A 22,806-nucleotide genomic window follows, 5' to 3' on the forward strand; every position below is an offset into this window, starting at 1 on the left:
CATCGGTGATCGTAGGCCGTCGTCGCGCCGCATCAGCGCCATCCATCCGCAGCATCCGCTCCGCGATCCGCCGCCGTATTGGCAGCGGATCCCAGGTCGATCGGTTCACGAACTGCTGCAGGTTCTGCTCGTTGCCGTCTTCCAGCAGCTCCGCCATCGGCTGGATTTGCGCCGCCCGTCCAGCGAGCCCCCGCAGATGGCAGTCGCCCTTCGCCCGCTGATCCTTGCGCGGCACCGGCCCGAACACATCAGCCACGAATAACGCCAACTTCGCGCGAGCCCGGTTGACTTCATGTGCGTCCATACCCCCACCCTGCCCCCGAAAAGGACCGAGAGTCGGACGTAACGGAGTCCTACTAGGTGTCCTGCGCAGGAGGATCGAAGGCCCGCACTGGCGGGAGTGGTCCGTCAAAGCGTTCGACCTGCACAAGCGCCGTTCCTGAGCTTGGGCCTTGGGCGAGCTTCGAGGTGCCCTTGTCGAAGGTGAGCACGTTCGGGTTGCCGTGCGCGTCGAGCCCACCGGGCTCGACGGGGTCGTACCACGCTCCGGCATGGAGCACGACGACGCCGCTGCGGACTCCTGGATCGACCACCGCACCGGCGAGACACTGACCACGGTCGTTGAAGACCCGAACGACGTCACCCGCGCGGATGTGGCGGGCTGTTGCGTCGTCGGGGTTCACGTGTATCGGCTCGCGTCCCCGGACCTTGGACTCAGCGCTGTGGTCTGCCTGGTCGTACTGGCTGTGTAGACGGGTTCGCGGCTGCGGAGAGAGCAGGTGCAGGGGGAAGCGCTCCGCAGCCGTCGAGCCCAACCACTCCTTAGGCTCAAGCCAGGTGGGGTGTCCCGGACAGTCGTCGTAGGCGAAGGAGTCGATCGTCGCCGAGGTCAGTTCAACCTTGCCGGAAGGCGTGGTCAACGGGTTTCGCATCGGGTCCTCACGCAACAACGCCAACGGGTCGGCCCGCCGATCGGGCTCCGGCAGGGGAATGGTGACCTCGCCGGCGGCCCAGAAGGTCCGGAAGTCAGGAATCGGCATGCCGGCAGCGGCCAGGCCGTCTCGCGTGGTGTCGTAGAGATGCCGCACCCACTCATCGGCAGACCGACCTTCGGTGAACTCGCGGCGGAATCCAAGCCGGTCTGCCAAGTCCGCGAACACCGCATAGTCGTCGCGAGCCTCTCCCGGGGGGTCTACCGCGGCGTGCATGACAGAGAGGTGAGACTCGTGGCGGCCGAACGCCACGTCGTTGCGTTCGAGATAGGTGGAGACTGGCAGCACGATGTCGGCATGCTTGGCGGTGGCGGTCCAGAAGGACTCGTGCACGATGATCGTACGGGGTTGCTGCCAGGCCTCCACCAGGCGATTGAGGTCCTGGTGATGATGGAACGGGTTTCCCCCGCACCAGTAGACGAGGTCGATGTCGGGAAAGGTCAGGCGGCGGCCGTCGAAGTCGATCTCTTGCCCGGGACCCAGCAGCATGTCGGCGATACGAGCAACCGGGATGGGCGCGATCTCGGGAAGCTCACGCACTTTTTGCGGGAGCGAGGCGACCGGAAGCTTGCGTTGACGCGCGCCGGTGCTGTGGTGGGTGCCGAACCCGAGCGCGACCCCCCTGTGGGGCCGACCCAGGTGACCAGCCATGGCGGCGAGAGCAATGGCGGCCCAGAAGGGCTGCTCGCCATGGTCACCGCGCTGAATGGACCAGCTCGCTGTGATCAACGTCCGGCCGCCCACGATCCGGCGCGCAAGGTCGCGGATGGTGGCGTCAGGGATGTCACACACCGCGGCCGCCCAGCTCGCGTCCTTGACGACGCCATCCAGAGCCCCGGACAGGTAGGCCACGAGATCCTCGGCCCCCACGCAGCACTCCCGCAGGAACTCGGCATCGTGGTCGCCGGCGGCCCACACCTCGTAGGTCAGGGCCAGCATCAACGCGGTGTCTGTGTTGGGCCTGACGCGGACCCATTGCGCATCGTCGATGTCGAGGTCGCCCCGCTGTGGACTGATGTTGACTAGTTCGACGCCGGCCTCGGCGCACATCCGCAGGCCCGAGCGCGACCGGTGCACGTGCACACCGCCGGGGTTGACCTGAGCGTTCTTGGCAGGAAGGCCACCGAAAGCCAGGAGGAGGTCGACATGCTCCGCGATCTCCTCCCACGTCGGGAGGGACAGCAAGTGCTCATTGGCTGAGGTGCCAAGCACGTGCGGGACGATCCGCGCCATGGCGGCGTAGCTGTAGCTGTCGATCGAAGGCGTGTAGCCACCTGCCCCGTTGAGGAAGCGATGCACCTGACTTTGCGCATGGTGAAAGCGCCCAGCGCTTGCCCACCCGTAGGAACCTCCGAAGATCGAGCTGGGCCCGCGCGTGTTGTGGGCGCGCTTGATCTCTTCTGCCACCAGGTCGAGCGCGCGCTCCCACGAGACAGGTGTAAAGGTGTCGTCGCCCCGTGGTCGCGCGGGCGCATCCCTGTTCTGCAGGTAGCTGGTCCGAACCATGGGACGAAGGACACGACCTCGACCTTGGTCATAACTCGTTCGGCGGTAGCCGATCGTGGCCGGCTCCGGGTCGTCCAGGGGTGAGATCCAGCGGCACTCCCCGCCCTTGACGACGACTCGATACCTCCCCCAGTGCGTGGCAGTCGTGAACACCCCGTGGTGCACATCTGGTCGAGCAGGGCGCGGGTTCTGCATGGGTGAACGTCCTCTCATCAAGCAATGCGTGGCAGTCGTGACCGAGCGGAGTTCACCGCTCGTACTGACCCGAGCACGGCGGACCCACCATCCACCGAGACCTGGATGGTGAACGGCGTTGGACAACGACTCGAGAGCCGGCCCCGTGGGTGGCATGCGCCTGGTTGCCCGCTCGCAAGCCCCGACCTCGCTCAGGCCGGGCGAAGACCTTGATCAACCCTCGTTCGAACGCCTCTGGGGTGCGTGCGGACGCCGACCAAACCTCGCGGGTTCGCCTCACATGAGCGCTGCCATCATCGCCCCGCCATCGAGCCAGGCCTCCTTGCGCACGATCAGACCCTCGCGGCACGTCATGACGTCGAGGATGCCGAAGCTCACGCGTTGCCCGCGCGGCTCGACCACCGTGCCGCCCAGGTTCCACGGCTTGGCCAGGGTGCCGGTGAGGATCGAGCGGCACACGTAGCCCCCGTCGTGGGCCTCGATCTCCTGGATGTCGAACTGCTGGTCGGGCCGGGCTTCGAGCAGGAACCCGAAGGCAGCGCGGCACTCCTCGGAGCCCCGCGCCTCGGACGCTCCGGCCATGTGCACCTCGGAGTTCGCCGTGAACGAGCAGCACCGGAGTTGACCGAGCCGACGACTCACCCCCGGGCTGCCTCCCGGCAATATGAATTCCGCCGACTTCGTAGTCAACGATCGTGTTCGACATCGCGTCTTATATTCGGACCAGGGACCCGGACCGCTCAGTGATGGGTGAGGGGATGGGACTCAGTGGTGCTCAGATGGCCGAAGAACGGCAGCAGCCCGGTACGGTCGTGACAATTGACGTATTCGGCTCGGGCGCCGCCCTCCGGCACCACATAGACCTCGTGACCGAGCACCACGGTCACGTCTGGCGCGAAGTGCGCCGCCAGCTCGCCGAAGCTCTTCAGGATCGCAAGATGAGTCGGATGCTCATGGGCCCATGCCTCGAGGTGCGCCAGCGACTGCCACCAAGCCAGAGAGGACGTCTGCACCTGCGATCCGGCCGGGAAGTCGACGTCGAGCTTGCGGATACTGAGACACCCGGTCGTGAGGGGGTTGTCCACCAGGTAGTCGGCGCCTGCTTGATAGACGGGGAGCATCCGCTCCTCGAACCAGTCGCGCTCTGCATCGGGACAGTGCCGCCAACCCTGAGGCGACCTGATAAAGCAGGCGTTTTCCGGCACCTCGAACCAGATATGGCGGTCAAGCGAAATCACGGCGCCCATCGAGACGTCCTGCACGGTCGCCTGAAGGCCGCCGTCCTCGGCGTCGTGGATGCGGTCGCGCATCGACCCGAAGTAGGAGTGGAACGGATTGAGCTGCGTCGATCGACTCTCGGCGATACCCCATCGGACGTCCTCGGTCGAAAAGGACGTCTCCAGTCGGCGCGCCGGCACCTGAATCGTCTCGACCCACAGGCCGATGCCTCGCTCAACCAAGCTCGGCGCCCAGGACTCCAGCGGGTGCTCTGCACGCCATCGCTGGTAATCCTCATCGGAGGTCCAGTAGGTCATGAAAACCTCGTTTGCGCGGCCGGCTGCGTCCACATGGCGTCCGGCCTCGGCCTGATAGACACAGGACTCTGCTGCCAAGGCCCCCTGCAGCCGCTCATGCACGTCCTTCGCATCAGTTCCCGGGAGGTACTGAATGCCTATCTGCGCCATGACGATGACTTCGTCGAGCGACGAGAAAGTCGAGCTGTACGCGGAGTAGGGATTGTGGAAGTCGCGAGGTCGTATCTTCGTCACCGTCGGTTCCTCTCATGGACGACTCATGGCTCAGCGTTGCTGCGCGCGACCCCGCGTCGTCAGACCCCGAGCAGGTACTGCCGACCCGTACTCGTTGGAGGCCAACGAGGCATGCGACGGAGACCGAGACGCGCCGGCCGTCACCCGAACGGGTCCTCTTCTCTTCGCAACCTTCCGGCACAGCGCCAGCGGGGCTGTTCAGACTTGACCCTGCTCCCGCATGGGTCGATCCTCGCTCCCGCATGGGTCGATCCTCGGAGCAGCGCGAGCGGTGAGGTCACCACCTCGCGAGCCGAGCTTCCGCCGGAGGCGGATTCGGCAGTGGACCGCGATGCGCTGACCGACGGTGAGTCCGAGCTCAACCGTCCGCGGCGGGCGGCCTCAGCCGCCCGCACCATCAGCGCGCCTACGCTCCCAGCGAGTCCAGTGCCCGCCTGGACCCCTGCACCGCCGTCCGCTGCATCAGGTCCACCACACCTCTGACACCCGCCATCTCCGACCCTCCACCGGCCCGCCCGGGGCCGCCGTGCCGCAGCCCCGGCAGCGGTGACCCGTGTCCGGTGGTCTGCCCCATGTTCAGCGAGTCGAGCAGGTGCAGCCGCCCGTGCCAGGCCGCCGTCTCGCGTACAAACGCGCTGGTCCAGTCGACATCGTCGCTCACCGTCGACGCGGCGAGGCTGCCCCGCCCCCGCGCCAGCAGATCCGCCGCGTGCCCGGTGTCGCGGTACGCCAGCACCGTCGCCGCCGGTCCGAACGGCTCGACCTCGTGGGGCGCGGCGGCCTCGGGGTCGGCGGAGATGAGGAGGGTGTCAAGGAAGGCGCCCCGCTCGGGGTCGGCGTCGACCGCCCGTACCTTCGCAGGGTCGCCGTGTACGAAGCGGCCGGACTCCGCGATACGGCGTACCGCGCGCCGTACGTCGTCGCGCTGGGCGAGGCTGACGACCGGGCCCATCCGGACGCCCTCGGCGCCTGGATCACCGACGGTCACTCCGGCCAGTTCGGCGGAGATCGCGTCGAGGGCGGCGGACTCCTGCTCCCGGGGAACGAGGACGCGACGGATCGCTGTGCACTTCTGGCCCGCCTTCACCGTCATCTCGGTCACCACCTCTCGCACGAACGCGTCGAAGAGCGGTGAGCCGGGCGTGACGTCGGGGGCCAGGACGACCGCGTTGACGGAATCCGCCTCGGCGTTGAAGCGGACCGAGCGGGACACCAGGTGGGCATGGGTGCGCAGGGTCTCGGCGGTGGCGGCGGAGCCGGTGAAGGAGAGGACGTCCTGCTCGCCGAGCAGGTCGAGGGCCGGCCGTACCGAGCCCACGACAAGCTGGAGGGTCCCCGGCGGCAGGACACCGGCCTCCGTCACGACCCGGACCAGGTGCCCGGTGAGATACGCGGTCGGGGTGGCCGGCTTCACCACGCTCGGCATGCCCGCCAGCACTGCTTGGGCCAGCTTCTCCAGCGGGGCCCAGACGGGGAAGTTGAAGGCGTTCACCTGGAGCATCAGGCCCGGGGAGGGAGTGACGATGTGGACGCCCAGGAAGTCCTCGCCCCGCGCGAGGCGTTCGGCGGGGCCCTCGACCAGGTAGGGCGCGTCCGGGAGTTCGGCGCGGGCCCGCGCCGCGTAGTCGCGCAGGACGCGGATGCCGCCGTCGATGTCGTAGCGGGCGTCGTTCAAGGTGGCTCCGGCGCGGGCGGAAAGCGCGTAGAGCTCCTCGCGGCGGGCGCGGACGGCGACGGCGACGGCGTCCAGGAGGTCGGCCCGCCGGTGGAAGGTCAGGGCCCGCAGCGCGGGACCGCCGGCGTGGCGCGCGTGGGCGAACGCTCCGGTGAGGTCGAGGCCGGCGGAGGAGACACGGCAGACCAGGTCCCCCGTGACCGCGTCGTGCACGTCGGTCGCGGACCCGTCCGTGGCCGTGGGGGTGACCCAGGCGTCCTGCAGATGGCTCTGGAGCATGGGATGGGGCCCGCTTTCTTCGAGAACGTAGAGGGAGGGTTGCTGAGGGAGGGGCACGGAAGCTGCGTCGTTCACTCGGCCGGGTGGTGGCCCCAGATGTCGGCGGTATAAACCCGGCTGACCCAGGTGCTCTCGTCGACCTGCACGCCGCCCGCGCCGATCTCGATGCCGAAGCCGGCCGGCGAGGTCATGTAGAAGGAGAACATCCCGTCGTTGGCGTGCTTGCCGAGCGTGGCCATGAGTTTCACGTCGTGCTCACGCGTGCGGTCGAGGGCGCGGCCGACCTCCTCCGGGCTGGTCACCTCGCACAGGATGTGGTGGGTTCCCTCGTTCTTGTACGACCGGATGAACGCGATGCTGTGGTGCCGTGGGTTGCAGCCGAGGAAGTAGAAGGTGCCCCAGGGGTAGTCGGCGGTGTCACTGAGCCGGAATCCCAGGACGTCGCAGTAGAAGTCGACCGCCGCCTGCACGTGCGGCGTCTTCATCACCACGTGCCCGAGCCCCTGCTCTCCGGTCACGAAGTCGACGCCCAGCGGCGAGACGAACTGGCTGGGGGCCAGGCGGCGACCGCAGAACAGCTCGGTGCGGATGCCGAGGGGGCCGGTGAAGTGCACCATCCGGGCCACCTGGCGGTCCTGGCACTCCTCGTCGGTGCCGACGGACACGTCGACTCCGGCCTCCTTGAGGCGCACCGTCATCTCGTCGATGGCCGCCGGGTCGCGGACCTCCCAGCCGATGACCGTCACGCCGCCCGTCGGCGCCTCGGTCAGCCACATGCGGAAGGGGTGCTGGTCCATGCGCAGGCGGTAGCGCACGCTGTCGCCGCCCGCGGCTGAACCGCTGTCGGATGCGGTGCCGGGCTCGACCGCGAGGCCGATCACTGTGCGGGCGTAGTCCGCCCATGCTGTCGGGTCGGGCGCACCAACGCCCACGTACCCAAGGCTCTGGATCGTCATGACGAAGACGGTATTTGTTAGACCCTTGACGGTCAAGGCTCATACGAATACGTTGACGCCATCGAGCCGAGGAGGTCTCCGATGCCGGGAGAAGTGCCCGTGAAGGCCCGCCTGCAGCCCGTCCATGAGGGCGAGCTGCACGAGAAGACACTGGCGGCGCTGGCGCCGTACCGCGATCAGGACGGCCGGATCTACACGATCTGGGCGACCCTGGCCCATCACGAGGACGCGCTGCGCCGCTTCATCGTCTTCGGCAACCACGTACTGGGGAAGAACACCCTGCCGCTGCCGTCTCGCGAGCTGATGATCCTGCGGATCGCGGCCCGTGCGCAGGCCGCGTACGAGTGGGACCAACACGTCCGGATCGCCCGCCGCGCCGGGCTCGCCGACGAGACGGTCCTGGCCGCCGTGAAAGGCGACTGGGACGGGCTCGACGAGCTGGACCGGGTGCTGCTCACCGCCACCGACTCGCTCCTGGACCGCAAGGGCGTGGACGACGAGCTGTGGGGCCGACTGACCGCCCACCTGAGCACCGAGCAGGTCATAGACGTCCTCTACACCGTCGGCCAGTACCTGACCATCGCCACCGTCATCAACACGCTCGGGGTGCCGGTGGAGGGCGAGCTCGCCCTTCCGCTGCCCCGGCCCCGTGACCTGAAGGAAGAAGCCGCATGAAGCTCGCCAACCTCGCCGGCCGCCCGGTCGTCGTCCGCGACGACCTCGCCCTCGACATCGCGGACGCCAGCAAGGGAGCGATCGAGCCGCGTCTGGAGGTGCTCTGCGACCTCGCCCTCCACCACGAGCTGCGCGCGATCGCCGAGCGTGCGACCGAGGCCGACTGGAAGCCGTTCGACCAGCACGACCTGGGCCGCGTGGCCAAGCCGTACAAGGCGATCGGGGTCGCCCTGAACTACCGCGCGCACGCCGAGGAGTCCAACCTCCCCGTGCCGGACGAGCCGTCGGTGTTCGCCAAGTTCGCCTCGTCCGTGGTCGGCCCCTATGACTCGATCGTGGTGGAGCCGCAGTACGACAAGGTGGACTACGAGGCCGAGCTCGTCGTGGTCATGGGCAGGGCGGGCAAGAACATTCCCGAGGCCGACGCCTGGTCCCACGTCGCCGGGGTCACGGCGGGTCAGGACATCAGCGACCGCAAGGAGCAGTGGCGCAAGCCGATCAACCAGTTCACGCTGCCCAAGTCGTACGACACCTTCAGCCCGATCGGCCCGTACCTGGTGACGCCGGACGAGTTCGCCGACCCCGACGACATCGAGGTGGCCGCCTGGGTCGACGACCTCGAGGTGCAGCGGGGCCGCACCTCGGACCTCATCTTCAGCGTGCCCGAGCTGATCGCCTGGCTGTCGAAGCGGGTGACGTTCGAGCCCGGCGACCTGATCTTCACCGGCACCCCGGCCGGCTGCGGTGTCCGCCGCACTCCTCGCCTCTACCTCACCGAAGGTAAGGTCCTGCGGACCGAGGTGACTGGCGTGGGCACCATGGTCAATCCGGTCGTCGCCGGCTGATGCCGGCCGGGCCGGCCGAGGAAGGGTGGGACATCGTGACGGATACCGTGCGGGAAGAGGCCACGGTCGCCAGCCGGACCCGGGAGTTCTCGGAACTGTTGCGCCACCACCATCGCGAGCTGGGCACGACGGATCCCCGGGACCTCGACGCGATCGAGATGGTCACCGACCTTACCCGCCTCGAAGCCCGGCTCACCAAGGACTTCGAGAAACACGTCCACCGGCCCCTGGGCCTGACCTGGGCGGGCTTCCGGATCCTGAACGCCCTGTGGGTCTACGGCCCCCTCGCCCAGCAGGACATCGGGCGGGTCTCCGGATCCACCCGGGCCAGCATCTCGAGCGCGCTGGCGACGCTGGAGAGCCGCGGCCTGATCACCCGTGAACGCGTCGAGTCCGACCGCCGTCAGCTGTTCGTCGAGCTCACCTCCGAGGGGCGCGACACGCTGCGGCAGGCCATCGAGGCCCAGACAAAGCGCGAGCGCGCCTGGACCGGCGTCCTGCGTGACGACCAGCTCAGTGAGCTGGTTCATCTCCTGCGTACGCTGGTCAACCAGGAGACCCCGGCCGACGACGCCTGAGTCCGGCGAGCCCGGCCGACCCCCGCACGGAGCCCGTGTGGCATAGGCCGACACCCCCTCCAGATCGTCATAACTTTTACCGTCAAACCTCTAACGAATTTTCCCGAGGCCCTTTAACGTTCAGCCACCTTCCCCTGACGCCCTTCGCGTCGGTTCCTCAAAGGAGAGAGTCATGGTCCGTCGTGTCGTCACCGGTGTCAGCCCGAGCGGCAAGCCCGTGATCGTCAGTGACGGCGAGCCGCCGCGCAGCCGTCAGTTCATCCACACCCCTGGCTTCGCCCGCTCCGTGGTGTGGAACACGGCCTCTCCCGCCGTCCCGTCCGAGGACCCGACGGCCGGCCTCGCGAACTTCGTCCCGGCTCCCGGCGAGACGGTCGCCCTGACCGTCACCTTCGCGCCGGGCAGCGTCTACGCCGACCCGTCCTGGGACCCGATCGCCGCGGCGGCCGAGCAGCTGGAGGCCAGCCCCGGTCTCGCCGAGCTCTTCGAGCCCGACAGTCCCGGCATGCACACCACCCCGACCGTCGACTACGGCGTCGTCCTGAGCGGCGAGATCGTCCTCGACCTCGACGGCGGCGAGACGGCGGTCCTGAGGCCCGGCGACATCGTCGTGCAGAACGCCACCCGGCACGCCTGGCGCAACAACGGCACCGAGCCCGCCACCATGTTCTTCGTCCTCATCGGCGCGGGCGGCATCTCATGAGCCCCCTGACGACGGCGGCGCCCGGCGCTCCGGTCGTCGACCTGGACCTCGCCGACCTGCGCCGCGACCCCTACCCCGCCTACGCCGAACTGCGCCGCACCGCCCCGCTCGCCTGGGTGCCCTCGGTCGGCCGGCACCTGCTCACCCGGTACGAGGACATCGTCCAAGCGGAGAAGCTGCCCGAGGTGTTCAGCTCCCTCGAGGAGGGCTCGCTGCTGCTGCGCACGGTCGGCCCCAACATGCTCCGCGAGGACGACCCGAACCACCGCAGGCTGCGATCCGCCGCCGAGCCGCCCACCCGCCCGCGCCAGGTCCGCGACCTGTGGGCAGCCTCCTTCGAACGCACCGCGCACGAAGTGCTCGAGCGCATCGCCGGCCGCGGCGAGGCCGACCTGATCGCCGACTTCGCCGAGCCGCTCGTCGCCGCCAACCTGGCCCTGGTCCTGGGCCTGCGCACGGCGAGCGCCGAGGACATCGCCGACTGGTCGCGGGCGATGATGGCCGGCAACAGCAACTACGCCGACGACCCCGACGTCTGGCTCCGCGCCGAGCGGGCCACCCGGGCCATCGAGGGCGCGGTCGCCGAAGTCGCCGAAGCCGCCCGGCGTGAGCCCGACGGCTCAGTGATCTCCTCCATGGTCCACGCGGACGGGCCGGTGGAACTCGCGGAGATCCAGAACAACGTCAAGGTCATCATCGGCGGGGGCGTCAACGAGCCACGTGACGTCTTCGGGGTCGGCGCCTGGGCCCTGCTGAACCGCCCCGGGGTGCTGGACCGCGTCCTGAAGGATCCGGCGAGCTGGAAGCGGGTCTTCGAGGAGACGGCCCGCTGGGTCTCGCCGATCGGCATGTACCCGCGCCAGCTCACCCAGGAGTACGAGATCGCCGGGGTGACCCTCCCCGCCGGCAGCCGTGTCGCCCTCGTCATCGCCTCTGGCAACCGGGACGAGGCGGTGTTCGAGCGGGCCGACGAATTCGACATCGACCGGCCGCACCGCCCGCACCTCGCCTTCGGCGGCGGTCCGCACTTCTGCATGGGCGCGTGGGTCGCGCGCCACGAGGTCAGCGCGATCGCCTGGCCCCTCGTCTTCAGCCGCCTGAAGGGACTGCGCCTCGCCGAAGGCGCGACAGCATCCGACAGCGACTCCGCCGCGGGCCGCATGGACGGCTGGGTGTTCCGCGGGCTGACCTCGCTGAACGTCACCTGGCAAGCAGCCTGAGCCGTCCCCATCGGGAGGACTTCATGCCCACCGTCATCTTCCAGTTGCCCGACGGGACCGAACGCAAGGTCACCGCCGCGTCGGGGACCGCGCTCATGCAGGCGGCTGTCTCGAACGGCGTCCCGGGCATCGTCGCCGAGTGCGGCGGCAACGCCTCCTGCGCCACCTGCCACGTCTACGTCGACGCCGCGCAGTCCGGGCTGGCAGGCCCCCCGAACGACGTCGAGGACGAGATGCTGGACTTCACCGCCGCCGAACGCCGGCCCACCAGCCGGCTCAGCTGCCAGATCCACCTCTCCGACGCCCTCGACGGCCTGGTCGTCCACGTACCCGAGGAGCAGGTATGACGAGCATGGCGGGCGTGGTCGTCGTCGGCGGCGGGCAGGCCGCGTTCAGCGTCGTGTCGACACTGCGCGCATCCGGTTACGCCGCTCCGGTCACCGTGTTCGCCGCCGAGCCCCATCTGCCTTACCAGCGGCCGCCGTTGTCGAAGAAGGCCCACACCGAGCCGGAGGGTCTCCGCGTCGAGCTGGTGCCGGAGTCCTTCTACCGCGAGCGGAACATCGACCTGCGGCTCGGGGACGACGTGGTCGCCCTCGACACCGCCGCCGCCACGGTCGTCACCCGCACCGGGGCCCGCGTTCCCTACGCCCATCTCGTGCTGGCGACCGGTGCGCGCAACCGTCCGCTGCCCGTCCCCGGCGCCGAGCTGGACGGCGTCCACGCCCTGCGCTCGCTCGACGACGCCCTGACCATCGGCCGGGCACTGACGACGGCCCGTGACGTGGTCGTCGTGGGCGGCGGGTTCATCGGCCTCGAGCTGGCCCGGGTCGCGCTGGCCCGCGGCGCACGGGTGACCGTGGTGGAGCTGGCCGATCGGTTGCTGAGCCGGGCCGTGTCACGGGAGCTGGAGCTCCCTCTGCGGGAACGGCACGAGCATGCCGGTGTCCGGGTCCTGACCGGGACGGGCGTACGGGCCCTGGAGGGGCCGGGCCGGGTGGATCGGGTCGTCACGGACCGCGAGGTGCTGGCCGCCGACCTCGTCGTCTACGGCATCGGCGCCATTCCTCGCGACGACCTGGCACGGGAGGCCGGACTGGCCGTGGACGACGGCGTGGTCGTGGACGAGCAGTTGCGCTCGGTCACCGATCCCCGGATCTCCGCCGTCGGTGACTGCGCCCGCCATCCGCATCCGCACGCGGAGGGGCTGGTCCGGCTGGAGTCGGTGCAGAACGCCATCGACCAGGGGACGCTGGTCGGCCGACGCATCGCCGGCTCGCCCGCCTCCTACGAGAGTCTGCCGTGGTTCTGGAGCGACCAGGGCGACCTCAGGTTGCAGATCGCCGGGCTGCGTTCCCCTGCCGACGAGGTGCGCCTCGTGCCCGGCGACTCCCCGGAGCGGCTGGCCGGGTACGCCTTCCGCGACGGTCTGCTGGTGGCCGTGGAGACCTTGAACTGGCCCGCCGAACATCTGGCGGCCCGCCGGTTGCTGGAGCGTCGGACGCCGGTCTTGGCCGGCGACCTGGCGGGGACGACTCTCGGCGCGCTCGCCCGGGCCAGACGCGCGGCGGAGGTGAGGGCATGACGAGCACCTTCGGCGCCCACCTCCTCACCACCGCGGTCGAGGCCGGATCCCGGACCGCCCTCGTCTTCGAGGACCGGACCTGGACCTATGCCGAACTGGACCAGGCCGTCCGGCGGACCGCGGCCCGCCTCGACAAGTACGGGGTGCGCAAGGGCGATCGCGTGGTGATGCAGGGCGCGGCCCGGCCCGAGGCCCTGATCACGCTGTTCGCGGTGACGCGGATGGGGGCGGTGCTCGTGCCGCTGCACCCGCAGGTGACCGAGGGCGAGCTCACCGTCGTCTGCGAGGAAACCGCGCCGCGTGCGGTGGTGGGCGGCGATGGATTCCCGGACGGGACGGGCATCCGCCTGACGTGGGACGACCTGCACGTCGACGACGAGCCGTCCGCGCCCGTCGCCGGAGAGCCCCCGACCGGCTCGGACATCGCGATCATCGCATTCACGTCCGGCACCTCGGGCCGTCCCAAGGGCGTCGCGCTGACCCACGACAACCTGTACTGGAGCATGGCGGGCGGCCTGTCGCGGCTGCCCGTCGGCGAGGACGACACCGCCCTCGTCTCCACGCCGCTGGCCCACGTCGCCGTGCTCGGCGGGCTTCCGCAGTACACCTGGGCACGGCGCGGGACGGTGATCCTGGCCCCGCGCTTCGACCCGGACCTGTTCATCGACCTGGTCCTCGGCCACAAGGTCACCTGTGCCTTCGCCGTGCCGGCCATGTCCGCCCTGCTGGCCCGCCACCCCCGCTTCGGCAGCGGCGACCTGGACACGCTGCGGTGGATCCTGTCCGGCGGATCGCCGGCCCAGACCGCCACCCGCGAGCAGTTCCGGGCGCGCGGGATCGGTGTGGTCAACTCCTACGGGCTGACGGAGACCGCGGCCGGGGTCACGTACTCCGCGCCCGACGAGACGGCTGACTCCACCGGATCGCCGGTCCCCGACGTCGAGTTGAGAGTCGTGGACGCGACCGGGTCGACCGCCCTGGCCGGTTCCTCCGGTGAGATCTGGGTGCGGGGGCCGTCGGTGGCGGACGCGTACTGGACCGCCGCCGGAACGGTGCCCGTGACCGACCGGGAGGGCTGGTTCCACACCGGGGACCGCGGACGGTTCGACGCGCAGGGCCGCCTCTCGGTCGTCGGCCGGCTCAAGGACACCATCATCACCGGCGGGGAGAACGTCGATCCCGCCGAGGTCGAGAACGCCCTCGCCAACTTCCCCGGTGTCGTCGAGGTAGCCGTGTCCGGGGCGCCGGACCCGGTCTGGGGTGAGGTCGTGACCGCCTTCCTCGTCACCGACTCCGGTACGCCGACCCTGGACGACGTCCGCGGTCACCTCGACGGCCGGCTCGCCCGGCACAAGTGGCCCCGGCGCCTGTGCGTCGTCCCCGCACTGCCCCGCGGGGCCACCGGAAAGCTGCAGCGCGCGCGGCTGACGACGCTGCTGGACAACTGACCCACCCTCCACACCTCCCAGAGACCGCGCCGCAGTGGGCGCCGTCTCCCCCAGCCATACCCGAGGAGACGCCATGAGTGCGACCATGCGAGCCGCGCGGATGCACGCCGTCGGCGAGCCGATGAGGATCGAGGAACTCCCCGTTCCCGAGCCCGGCCCCGGTGACGTCCGCGTGGCCGTCCACGCCGTCAACATCGTTCCGAACCTGGCCAACATCCTGAACATGTGGACGACCTGGTTCCCGCACAGCCCTCTGCCGACCCTGCCGGCGATCTTCGGACTGGACCCGGCGGGCGTGGTCGAGGCCGTGGGTGCGGGCGTCCAGGCGTTCAAGCCGGGCGACCGGGTGTACGTCAACCCGGGCCGTTCCTGCGGGTCGTGCCGGTCCTGTCGCAACAACGACTCGATCAACTGCGCCAGCTACGCCTTCGCCGGGTATTTCGGCTTCTCACCGACCGCGCTCGACCTGCTCGACCGCTACCAGGGCGGCCTCGCCGAGTACATGGTGGCGCCCGCCTACAGCCTGGTGAAGCTGCCGGACGCACTGTCGTTCAACGCAGCCGCCCGCTTCGGCTACCTCGGCACCATGTACTCCGCTCTCCGCAAGGCCGGGGCAGGCCCGGGCAAGACGATTCTGATCAACGGCATCAGCGGCACCCTGGGCATCGGCGCCGCGCTCCTCGCCCCCGCCCTGGGCCTGACCCACGTATACGGCACCGGCCGCGACAAGGACCTGCTCGACCAAGTCGGCAAGCTGGGCGGCGGCCGCCTGCGCCTGCACTCCCTCGACGACGGCCCGGTCGACGAGTGGATCCACGAACAGACCGACGGCTACGGCGTCGACATCTACATCGACGCGCTCGGCCCCGGCGCCCCGCACGAGACCTTCCGGGCCGGCATGCGCGCCATGGCGCGCGGCGGCATCGCGGTGAACATCGGCGCCGTCGCCGGTGACCTGCCCATCGACATCCACCGGATGATGGACCAGCAGCTGCGGCTGATCGGCTCGGCCTGGTTCACCTCCGGCGAGGGGCAGGCCATGGCCGACATGGTCGAGGGGGGCCTGCTGGATCTCGGCCCGCTGGAACACCAGGTGTTCCCGTTGGAGCAGGTCAACGACGCCATCGGCGGAATCGCCCGACGCAACGGCGGCTTCAGCAACTTCATCATCAGCCCGACCGCCACCGCGTGAGCGACGTGACGATCTGACTGCCACCTTCTGACCGGGGGCCGTCGGTCCTCCCCTGACCGGCGGCCTCCTCCTCTCCTCCTCCCGATCCCTGGAGACCTGATGCACACCCCACACTCGCCGCGCCCGGCCGACCCCCTCGACCTGCTGGAACTCGACAGCCTGCTGACGCCGGACGAGCGCGCCGTACGCGACGCCGTGCGCACCTTCTGCGACCGGCGCGTCGAACCGCACATCGCCGAGTGGTTCGAACAGGGCGAGATTGAGGACATCCGCGGCCTCACCAAGGAGCTCGGCGAACTCGGCCTGCTGGGCATGCACCTGGAGGGCTACGGCTGCGCGGGGATGAGCGCCGTCGACTACGGCCTGGCCTGTCTGGAACTGGAGGCCACCGACTCCGGGCTGCGTTCCCTGGTGTCGGTCCAGGGGTCGCTGGCCATGTACGCGATCCACGCCTTCGGCTCCGAGGAGCAGAAGGAGGAGTGGCTGCCGCGCCTCGCGGCGGGCACCGCCATCGGCTGCTTCGGACTCACCGAGCCCGACTCCGGCTCCGATCCCGGCAGCATGCGCACCACCGCCCGCCGAGACGGCGACGACTGGCTCCTCGACGGGCGCAAGATGTGGATCACCAACGGCTCGGTCGCCGACGTGGCCGTCGTCTGGGCCCGCACCGAGGACGGCGTACGCGGCTTCGTCGTCCCCACCGACACCCCGGGTTTCTCGGCACCCGCCCTCAAGCACAAGATGTCACTGCGGGCCTCGGTGACCAGCGAGCTCGTGCTCGACTCGATACGACTGCCCGGATCCGCCGTGCTGCCTGAGGTACGAGGACTGCGCGGGCCGCTGTCCTGCCTCAACGAGGCGCGGTACGGCATCGCGTGGGGCGCGATGGGTGCCGCACGGTCGTCGTTCCGGGCGGCGCTGACCTACTCGGGCGACCGGGTCCAGTTCGGCCGCCCGATCAGCTCCTTCCAGCTGACCCAGGCCAAACTGACCGACATGGCACTGGAGCTGGCCAAGGGCACGCTCCTGGCCTTCCACCTGGGCCGCACCAAGGACGACCGAGGTCTGCGCCCCGAACAGGTCAGCTACGGCAAGCTCAACAACACCCGTGCCGCACTGGAGATCTGCCGCACGGCCCGCACCGTCCTGGGCGCCAACGGCATCTCACTGGAGTACCCGGTGATCCGGCACGCCAACAACCTGGAGTCGATCCTCACCTACGAGGGCACCGTCGAGATGCACACCCTCATGATCGGCCAGGCGCTGACGGGGCAGGCGGCATTCCGGTGAGCGGTGCGCCCGGCGCCGACATCCGTCGGGTCGGTGTCATCGGCTGCGGTCTGATGGGCGCGGGCATCGCCGAAGTGTGCGCCCGGGCCGGGCTGGACGTGGTGGTCCACGAGGTGAGTCCGGGCGCGGCCGATGCCGGACGGGTCCGGATCACCGCCTCGCTCGACCGGGGCGTACGGCGCGGCAAGCTCACCGGCGAGGAACACGACGCCGCACTCGCCCGGGTCCGGGTCACCCCCGACCTCACCGAGTTGGCCGACCGGGACCTGCTGGTGGAGGCGGCGACAGAGGATGAGAAGACCAAGGTCGAACTGTTCGCCGAGCTCGACCGGGTCGTCACCCGCGAGGACGCGCTGCTCGCGTCGAACACCTCGTCCCTGCCCATCATGAAACTGGGCATGGCCACCACACGCCCACAGCAGGTGATCGGGGTGCACTTCTTCAACCCGGTCCCGGTACTCGGCCTGGTGGAGATCGTGCCGTCCCTGTTGACGAGCACTCACACCCAACAGCGCGCGGAGGAGTTCGTCACCGACGTGCTCGGCAAGCAGGTGATCCGGTGCCAGGACCGGGCCGGGTTCGTGGTGAACGCCCTCCTGGTGCCGTACCTGCTCTCCGCGATCCGCATGCTGGAGTCCGGCTTCGCCTCCGCGAAGGACATCGACACCGGCATGGTCCTCGGCTGCGCCCACCCCCTGGGCCCGCTGAGACTGGCCGACCTGATCGGCCTGGACACCCTCGCCGCCATCGCCGACGCGATGTACACCGACTTCAAGGAACCGCTGCACGCCGCGCCTCCGCTGCTGCTGCGCATGGTGGAGGCCGGCCTGCTCGGACGAAAGTCCGGGCGCGGCTTCCACGACTACTCGGAATCGAAGAAGGGCGACTGACCTCATGGCGCAGGAAGTACGTGGCGTGATCGCACCGGGCAAGGGCGAGCCGGTGCGGGTGGAGACGATCGTCATGCCCGACCCAGGGCCCGGGGAGGCGGTCGTACGTGTCCAGGCGTGCGGGGTGTGTCATACCGACCTGCACTACAAACAGGGCGGGATCAGCGACGAGTTCCCCTTCCTGCTCGGCCATGAGGCGGCGGGCGTGGTGGAGTCGGTCGGCGAGGGCATCACCGATGTGGCGCCCGGGGACTTCGTGATCCTCAACTGGCGTGCGGTGTGCGGGCAGTGCCGCGCCTGTCTGCGGGGGCGCCCGTGGTTCTGCTTCGACACCCGCAACGCCGAGCAGAGGATGACCCTCGCGGGCAGCGGCCGGGAGCTGTCTGCGGCCCTCGGTATCGGTGCCTTCGCCGAGAAGACCCTGGTCGCCGCCGGGCAGTGCACCAAGGTCGACCCGGCGGTCGCCCCGCAGGTGGCCGGGCTCCTCGGCTGCGGCGTGATGGCCGGCATCGGTGCCGCCATCAACACCGGCGGCGTCGGCCGCGGTGACAGCGTCGCCGTCATCGGCTGCGGGGGTGTCGGCGCCGCGGCGATCGTCGGCTCACACCTGGCGGGCGCGGCGAAGATCATCGCGATCGACATCGACGAGCGGAAACTGGAGACGGCCCGCACCATGGGCGCCACCCATACCGTCAACGCCAAGGAGATCGACCCCGTCGAGGCGACCCGTGAGCTGACGGGCGGCTTCGGCGCCGACGTGGTCATCGAGGCCGTGGGCCGCCCGGAGACGTACAAGCAGGCGTTCTACGCACGCGACCTCGCCGGCACCGTCGTCCTCGTCGGCGTCCCCACACCCGAGATGAAGCTCAAACTACCGCTGCTGGACGTCTTCGGTCGCGGCGGGGCGCTCAAGTCCTCCTGGTACGGCGACTGCCTGCCCTCCCGCGACTTCCCCATGCTCATCGACCTGCACCTGCAAGGCCGCCTGCCGCTGGAGAAGTTCGTCACCGAGACCATCCAACTGGGCGAGGTGGAGTCTGCGTTCCAGCGGATGCATCACGGCGACGTGCTGCGCTCGGTGGTGGTGCTGTGACGATGGGGCTCTGCCGGGGGCCACCCCAGGACGACCCCAGCGCGGGAGCGCCATCCCAGCACCCGAGGGCTCAGACACCCCTCGGCACTCCTATGCGGCTTGCCCGCAGGCGCCCGCGCTTGTCTTCTCCGAGAGCTGGGCGCCATGTCGAGGGGCACGGGCCGCACGCCGGGTCGGTGAACATCGGCGAGTACCAGCGCGTCTCAGGGCCGGATAAACGGGCTGCGCAGCTCCGGCGGCGCCAGCAGGGCGCCGCGGCGGCGGGATCGTTCCAGCCAGTCGACGCGTGTCTGGCGGGCCAGGGGGAGCGCGTGCACGACCGGCCGGGGCAAGTAGTACTGGAAGTTCCCGCCCCGTGCCCGTCAGAGGGTGCGGGGCCCTCTCACCGCTGCCCGCCTCATTCCCTTGCTGTTACAGGGGCACGGCTACGTCGGTCGCATCAACTTTGTGGCCAGCTTCACCATGTAGACCGAGTTCGATCACGGCACACAACATCGTCGTGCTCCTGCCACTACAGGCACCAGGGCGCCGCGGTGGAAATAGGGCTTGATCGCTTCCGGCTGTCGGAGACTGAGGGCTGCCGCTGTTGCTCATGGCGGACACGGCCGGCTCCTGAGGAAGCGGTCCTGGACGACTAGGCCGACAGACGATGCCTGATCCTTCAGGACGATGCTTCTACCGGTGGGCGCACCATGTCACCGGGGTAACTGCAATCCCCTGACATTTCGTCGGGTTCAGGGACGTATGTAAATCCGAGCTTAAGCCACACTCCGTACAGCTCCCGGTCCCACGCAGACAAGATGATCTCTTGATCGGGCACCCGAGCAAACAACTCATCGACCAAAGCTCGTGCCACTCCCCTTTGTCGGAACTCGGGAGAAACGTGGAGCTCATAAAGCCTGACGTAGCCGGGCTCGCCGCCTGCCGCGCGCTGCAGACTGGAGTGAAGCCATCCCATACGCACGTCTTGGTCGGAATCCTCTGCGATCAGGGCGTGCAGCGCCTCCGCCAGGGAGGCGGCCCCCTCCTGCTTCTCGACGGTGACCGTCCAGCCCTCGGTGTTGTTGCTCATCCATTCGACGTCGGCTGGATGAGCGTCACGGACCCTGATCTTCATGCTTCATAGCCTACGACTGCGCCTCTAGTGGCCATCATGGCCGTGTGAGCCTGACCAAGTGGCCGACCTCTCGGGCAAAGTAGCGATCGAGACGCATGAGACTGTCTCGTGCGGGTTCCCGATGCGGCGTTCGTAGTAGTTACGGGAGTACGGATCGACGCCCACATGGACGTCACACGCGACAGCGATGCAGCCGTGGTCTTGCACAGGCCGAGATGGCCAGTTCAGTTGCCGGTGTCCAGCCAGTCGATCCGGCCGTAACCGCTCCCGCACTCACGCGTCCCAGTCGCGCTGGGAGGAAAACGCACCCCGGTACGGACGGATGAGCGGGTGCGATCGCAAATCAGGCACCCGAGAGAGTCACAGGCACACGGACTCCTTCGAGGCACCGACCGCATCGTGCGCGCCAGCGCGTTCGACCTCACGTCGAAGCCGCACCAAAGCGCTCCGGTGCGGCTTCGACGTCTCACGGATCCGGGCAGAGACCCCGCCAGGACGGACCTCGGCGGGGCCTCGCCATATCACCCGCGTATCACACAGCCATCACCAACTGGGCAGACGCTCTCGGACCAAGAGGCTCCGACCTGCAATTTCATGCCCGCAGTGGACTGGCATAGACGCCCCTGGACGGTCTCTACAACCTGTGCCAGGTGGGACCGTCAACGCGGGGCAGGCGGATGCGGCCACTCCAACAGAGCCACCGCCCCGAGATCGGCATCAGTCAAGATCCGGACCAGTCCCGGGCCGGCGGTCCCGGCAACGTTCCCACGGCTGCCATATTCGCAGGTCAGCGAGCTGCTTGCGCTGTACCACCAGCAGACGAAGAATCTGCTGGGGCGAACGCGCACCACACCCAGGCGCAGCGCTTTGTCCGTGCCCGCAGAGCCGAGCGGCAAAGCCGGGTCGGCCTATCCAGTCAGGTCGCCTACCGCGCAACGGCCCTGAGCCGATCAGCCCCAAGATGTCCGAGTTCAACGGAGCGTAGTCAGCACCAAGTCAGCACGGGACAGGTGAAGACGGGTGATGACGTGGGCTTTTAGTCAGCACCAAACCAGCACGGGAGTCAGCACCGCACCGTCAAATCACCCTGAACTGCGCGTCCCGGACGGCACTCGTTTCGACAACATCGATCCCCTGAACCGCCTTTCCGCGAGCCGGCATGGTGGCCGCACGCATAGCGAACCCTCGAACTATGTTGCCCCGCCACATGTGCGCCTGACCTGCGGATTCCTACGGTGTGGCGACACGCAAACGTCCCCGTCACACCCCAGGAAGTGGTGCCGATGTCGTCGCCCGCAACCGCTCCACCGGCGGCCCCGAACAACCTCAAGCGCATCGTCGCCGCCAGCCTCATCGGCACCACCATCGAGTGGTACGACTTCTTCCTCTACGGTTCAGCCGCCGCGCTCGTCTTCAACAAGCTGTTCTTTCCGGACTCCGATCCGCTCGTCGGCACACTCCTGTCGTTCCTCACCTACGCCGTCGGGTTCGCCGCCCGCCCGCTCGGGGCGCTGGTGTTCGGGCACTACGGAGACCGGCTCGGACGCAAGAAGCTCCTGGTCCTGAGCCTGTTGCTGATGGGCGGGGCGACCTTCGCGATCGGGCTGCTGCCCACGCACGCGACGGTCGGCACCGCCGCGCCCGTCCTGCTGACGGTGCTGCGACTGGTCCAGGGCTTCGCGCTGGGGGGTGAGTGGGGTGGCGCCGTGCTCCTGGTGTCCGAGCACGGGGACGCGCGGCGCCGCGGCTTCTGGGCGTCGTGGCCGCAGACCGGCGCACCCGCCGGGCAGTTGCTCGCGACCGGTGTGCTGTCCCTGCTCACCGCGGTGCTCTCGGACGACGCCTTCGCCTCCTGGGGCTGGCGGATACCGTTCCTGCTGTCGGGCGTGCTGGTGCTCGTCGGACTGTGGATCCGGCTGTCCGTCGACGAATCCCCCGTCTTCCGGCAGGCGTTGGCACGCGCCGAGGCCCGCAAGGCGGCGCGCACCGCGGACGTCGAGCCGCTGCCGCTGGTGTCGGTGCTGCGGCACCATTGGCGCGACGTGCTGATCGCGATGGGCGCGCGCATGGCGGAGAACATCTCCTATTACGTCATCACCGCGTTCATCCTGGTGTACGCGACCACCTCGGCCGACGTCTCCAAGCAGACCGCGCTCAACGCCGTCCTCGTCGCGTCCGCCGTGCACTTCGCGGTGATCCCCGCCTGGGGGGCGCTGTCCGACCGGGTCGGACGACGTCCCGTGTACCTGGTGGGCGCGGTCGGCATCGGCCTGTGGATGTTCCCGTTCTTCGCCCTCGTCGACACCGGCGACTTCGGCGGCCTCCTTCTCGCGGTGACCGTCGGCCTGGTGCTGCACGGAGCGATGTACGCGCCGCAGGCCGCCTTCTTCTCCGAGATGTTCGCGACCCGGATGCGCTACTCCGGGGCGTCGATCGGCGCCCAGTTCGCCTCCGTCGCCGCGGGCGCCCCCGCCCCGCTCATCGCCACGGCGCTGCTGGCCGACTACGACAGCTCCACGCCGATCGCCCTGTACGTGATCGCCGCCGTCCTGCTGACGGTTCTGGCCGTGGGCGTCGCCGAGGAGACCCGCCACCGCGACCTGGCCGACGTCGAGCCCGCCACGGACACCGAGGACGGCGCGAAGGCCGAGGACGGCGCGGAGGCCGAGGACGACGACGCGCGGAAGACCTCCGCGGCGGCGGACGCGCAGGCCCTCCGGGCCGACCGCTGATCACACAGACCGGCTCCGGCGCCGAATCCGGCTCCAGCTCCGGCGCCGACCCGCTGTACCGACCGC

At 69.4% G+C, this 22,806-nt stretch carries 19 protein-coding genes and 1 pseudogene; 13 read left to right on the top strand and 7 right to left on the bottom strand.

Annotation, left to right across the window (positions count from 1 at the left end):
* Nucleotides 1-28 precede the first annotated feature (28 nt).
* The 6 genes and pseudogenes from QF032_RS05205 to QF032_RS05230 form a co-directional block, all read right to left on the bottom strand.
* Nucleotides 29-304: pseudogene (locus tag QF032_RS05205) on the bottom strand (transposase); the annotation flags it as partial.
* 52 nt (nucleotides 305-356) lie between these two features.
* A complete protein-coding gene (locus QF032_RS05210; RefSeq protein WP_307055112.1) occupies nucleotides 357-2,693 on the bottom strand; it encodes a molybdopterin-dependent oxidoreductase in 2,337 nt (778 codons plus the stop codon).
* Nucleotides 2,694-2,969: 276 nt separating this feature from the next.
* Nucleotides 2,970-3,335, bottom strand: a complete 366-nt coding sequence (locus tag QF032_RS05215; RefSeq protein ID WP_307040466.1) for an ester cyclase — start codon at nucleotides 3,333-3,335, stop codon at nucleotides 2,970-2,972.
* Between the two features lie 98 nt (nucleotides 3,336-3,433).
* Nucleotides 3,434-4,462 (bottom strand): phenylacetaldoxime dehydratase family protein, encoded by a 1,029-nt coding sequence (locus tag QF032_RS05220; protein ID WP_307055114.1) that lies wholly within the window; start codon nucleotides 4,460-4,462, stop codon nucleotides 3,434-3,436.
* 406 nt (nucleotides 4,463-4,868) lie between these two features.
* Nucleotides 4,869-6,416: a phenylacetic acid degradation bifunctional protein PaaZ gene (gene paaZ / locus QF032_RS05225; protein WP_307040470.1), complete on the bottom strand. Its 1,548-nt coding sequence runs from the start codon at nucleotides 6,414-6,416 to the stop codon at nucleotides 4,869-4,871.
* Between the two features lie 71 nt (nucleotides 6,417-6,487).
* On the bottom strand, nucleotides 6,488-7,372 hold the full coding sequence (locus tag QF032_RS05230; RefSeq protein ID WP_307040472.1) for a VOC family protein: 885 nt from the start codon (nucleotides 7,370-7,372) through the stop codon (nucleotides 6,488-6,490).
* A gap of 81 nt (nucleotides 7,373-7,453) precedes the next feature.
* Here QF032_RS05230 and QF032_RS05235 point away from each other — a divergent pair, with 81 nt between their 5' ends.
* The 12 genes from QF032_RS05235 (at nucleotide 7,454) to QF032_RS05290 (ending at nucleotide 18,891) form a co-directional block, all read left to right on the top strand.
* Nucleotides 7,454-8,047 carry a carboxymuconolactone decarboxylase family protein gene (locus QF032_RS05235; RefSeq protein WP_307040473.1) on the top strand — a complete coding sequence of 198 codons (594 nt, stop codon included), beginning with the start codon at nucleotides 7,454-7,456 and terminating at the stop codon, nucleotides 8,045-8,047.
* On the top strand, nucleotides 8,044-8,892 hold the full coding sequence (locus QF032_RS05240) for a fumarylacetoacetate hydrolase family protein (RefSeq protein ID WP_142165579.1): 849 nt from the start codon (nucleotides 8,044-8,046) through the stop codon (nucleotides 8,890-8,892). Before QF032_RS05235 ends, QF032_RS05240 begins: the two co-directional genes overlap by 4 nt.
* Before the next feature lie 35 nt (nucleotides 8,893-8,927).
* Nucleotides 8,928-9,470 (top strand): MarR family winged helix-turn-helix transcriptional regulator, encoded by a 543-nt coding sequence (locus QF032_RS05245; protein ID WP_307040476.1) that lies wholly within the window; start codon nucleotides 8,928-8,930, stop codon nucleotides 9,468-9,470.
* Between the two features lie 172 nt (nucleotides 9,471-9,642).
* Nucleotides 9,643-10,173 carry a cupin domain-containing protein gene (locus QF032_RS05250; RefSeq protein ID WP_307040478.1) on the top strand — a complete coding sequence of 177 codons (531 nt, stop codon included), beginning with the start codon at nucleotides 9,643-9,645 and terminating at the stop codon, nucleotides 10,171-10,173.
* Complete coding sequence (locus tag QF032_RS05255) at nucleotides 10,170-11,393, top strand: cytochrome P450 (RefSeq protein WP_307040481.1); 1,224 nt, start codon at nucleotides 10,170-10,172, stop codon at nucleotides 11,391-11,393. Before QF032_RS05250 ends, QF032_RS05255 begins: the two co-directional genes overlap by 4 nt.
* 23 nt (nucleotides 11,394-11,416) lie before the next feature.
* Nucleotides 11,417-11,740 (top strand): 2Fe-2S iron-sulfur cluster-binding protein, encoded by a 324-nt coding sequence (locus QF032_RS05260; RefSeq protein WP_307040483.1) that lies wholly within the window; start codon nucleotides 11,417-11,419, stop codon nucleotides 11,738-11,740.
* On the top strand, nucleotides 11,737-12,978 hold the full coding sequence (locus tag QF032_RS05265; protein ID WP_307055116.1) for an NAD(P)/FAD-dependent oxidoreductase: 1,242 nt from the start codon (nucleotides 11,737-11,739) through the stop codon (nucleotides 12,976-12,978). Before QF032_RS05260 ends, QF032_RS05265 begins: the two co-directional genes overlap by 4 nt.
* Complete coding sequence (locus QF032_RS05270) at nucleotides 12,975-14,426, top strand: class I adenylate-forming enzyme family protein (protein ID WP_307055119.1); 1,452 nt, start codon at nucleotides 12,975-12,977, stop codon at nucleotides 14,424-14,426. The genes QF032_RS05265 and QF032_RS05270 overlap by 4 nt, the downstream gene beginning before the upstream one ends.
* A gap of 73 nt (nucleotides 14,427-14,499) precedes the next feature.
* Complete coding sequence (locus QF032_RS05275) at nucleotides 14,500-15,618, top strand: alcohol dehydrogenase catalytic domain-containing protein (protein WP_307040489.1); 1,119 nt, start codon at nucleotides 14,500-14,502, stop codon at nucleotides 15,616-15,618.
* A gap of 99 nt (nucleotides 15,619-15,717) precedes the next feature.
* Nucleotides 15,718-16,908 (top strand): acyl-CoA dehydrogenase family protein, encoded by a 1,191-nt coding sequence (locus tag QF032_RS05280; protein WP_307055120.1) that lies wholly within the window; start codon nucleotides 15,718-15,720, stop codon nucleotides 16,906-16,908.
* Complete coding sequence (locus tag QF032_RS05285; protein ID WP_307040493.1) at nucleotides 16,905-17,798, top strand: 3-hydroxybutyryl-CoA dehydrogenase; 894 nt, start codon at nucleotides 16,905-16,907, stop codon at nucleotides 17,796-17,798. The genes QF032_RS05280 and QF032_RS05285 overlap by 4 nt, the downstream gene beginning before the upstream one ends.
* A 4-nt stretch (nucleotides 17,799-17,802) precedes the next feature.
* Nucleotides 17,803-18,891: an S-(hydroxymethyl)mycothiol dehydrogenase gene (locus QF032_RS05290; protein WP_307055122.1), complete on the top strand. Its 1,089-nt coding sequence runs from the start codon at nucleotides 17,803-17,805 to the stop codon at nucleotides 18,889-18,891.
* Nucleotides 18,892-19,552: 661 nt separating this feature from the next.
* On the opposite strand, the gene QF032_RS05295 is transcribed toward QF032_RS05290, so the two are convergent.
* Entirely contained in the window at nucleotides 19,553-20,008 is a 456-nt protein-coding gene (locus QF032_RS05295; RefSeq protein WP_307040495.1) for a GNAT family N-acetyltransferase, read from the bottom strand.
* A gap of 1,283 nt (nucleotides 20,009-21,291) precedes the next feature.
* Between QF032_RS05295 and QF032_RS05300 the strand changes: the two genes are divergently transcribed.
* Nucleotides 21,292-22,740: an MFS transporter gene (locus QF032_RS05300; RefSeq protein WP_307055125.1), complete on the top strand. Its 1,449-nt coding sequence runs from the start codon at nucleotides 21,292-21,294 to the stop codon at nucleotides 22,738-22,740.
* Nucleotides 22,741-22,806 lie beyond the last annotated feature (66 nt).

The organism is Streptomyces achromogenes (genome assembly GCF_030816715.1).
Taxonomy (GTDB): Bacteria; Actinomycetota; Actinomycetes; order Streptomycetales; family Streptomycetaceae; genus Streptomyces; species Streptomyces achromogenes_A.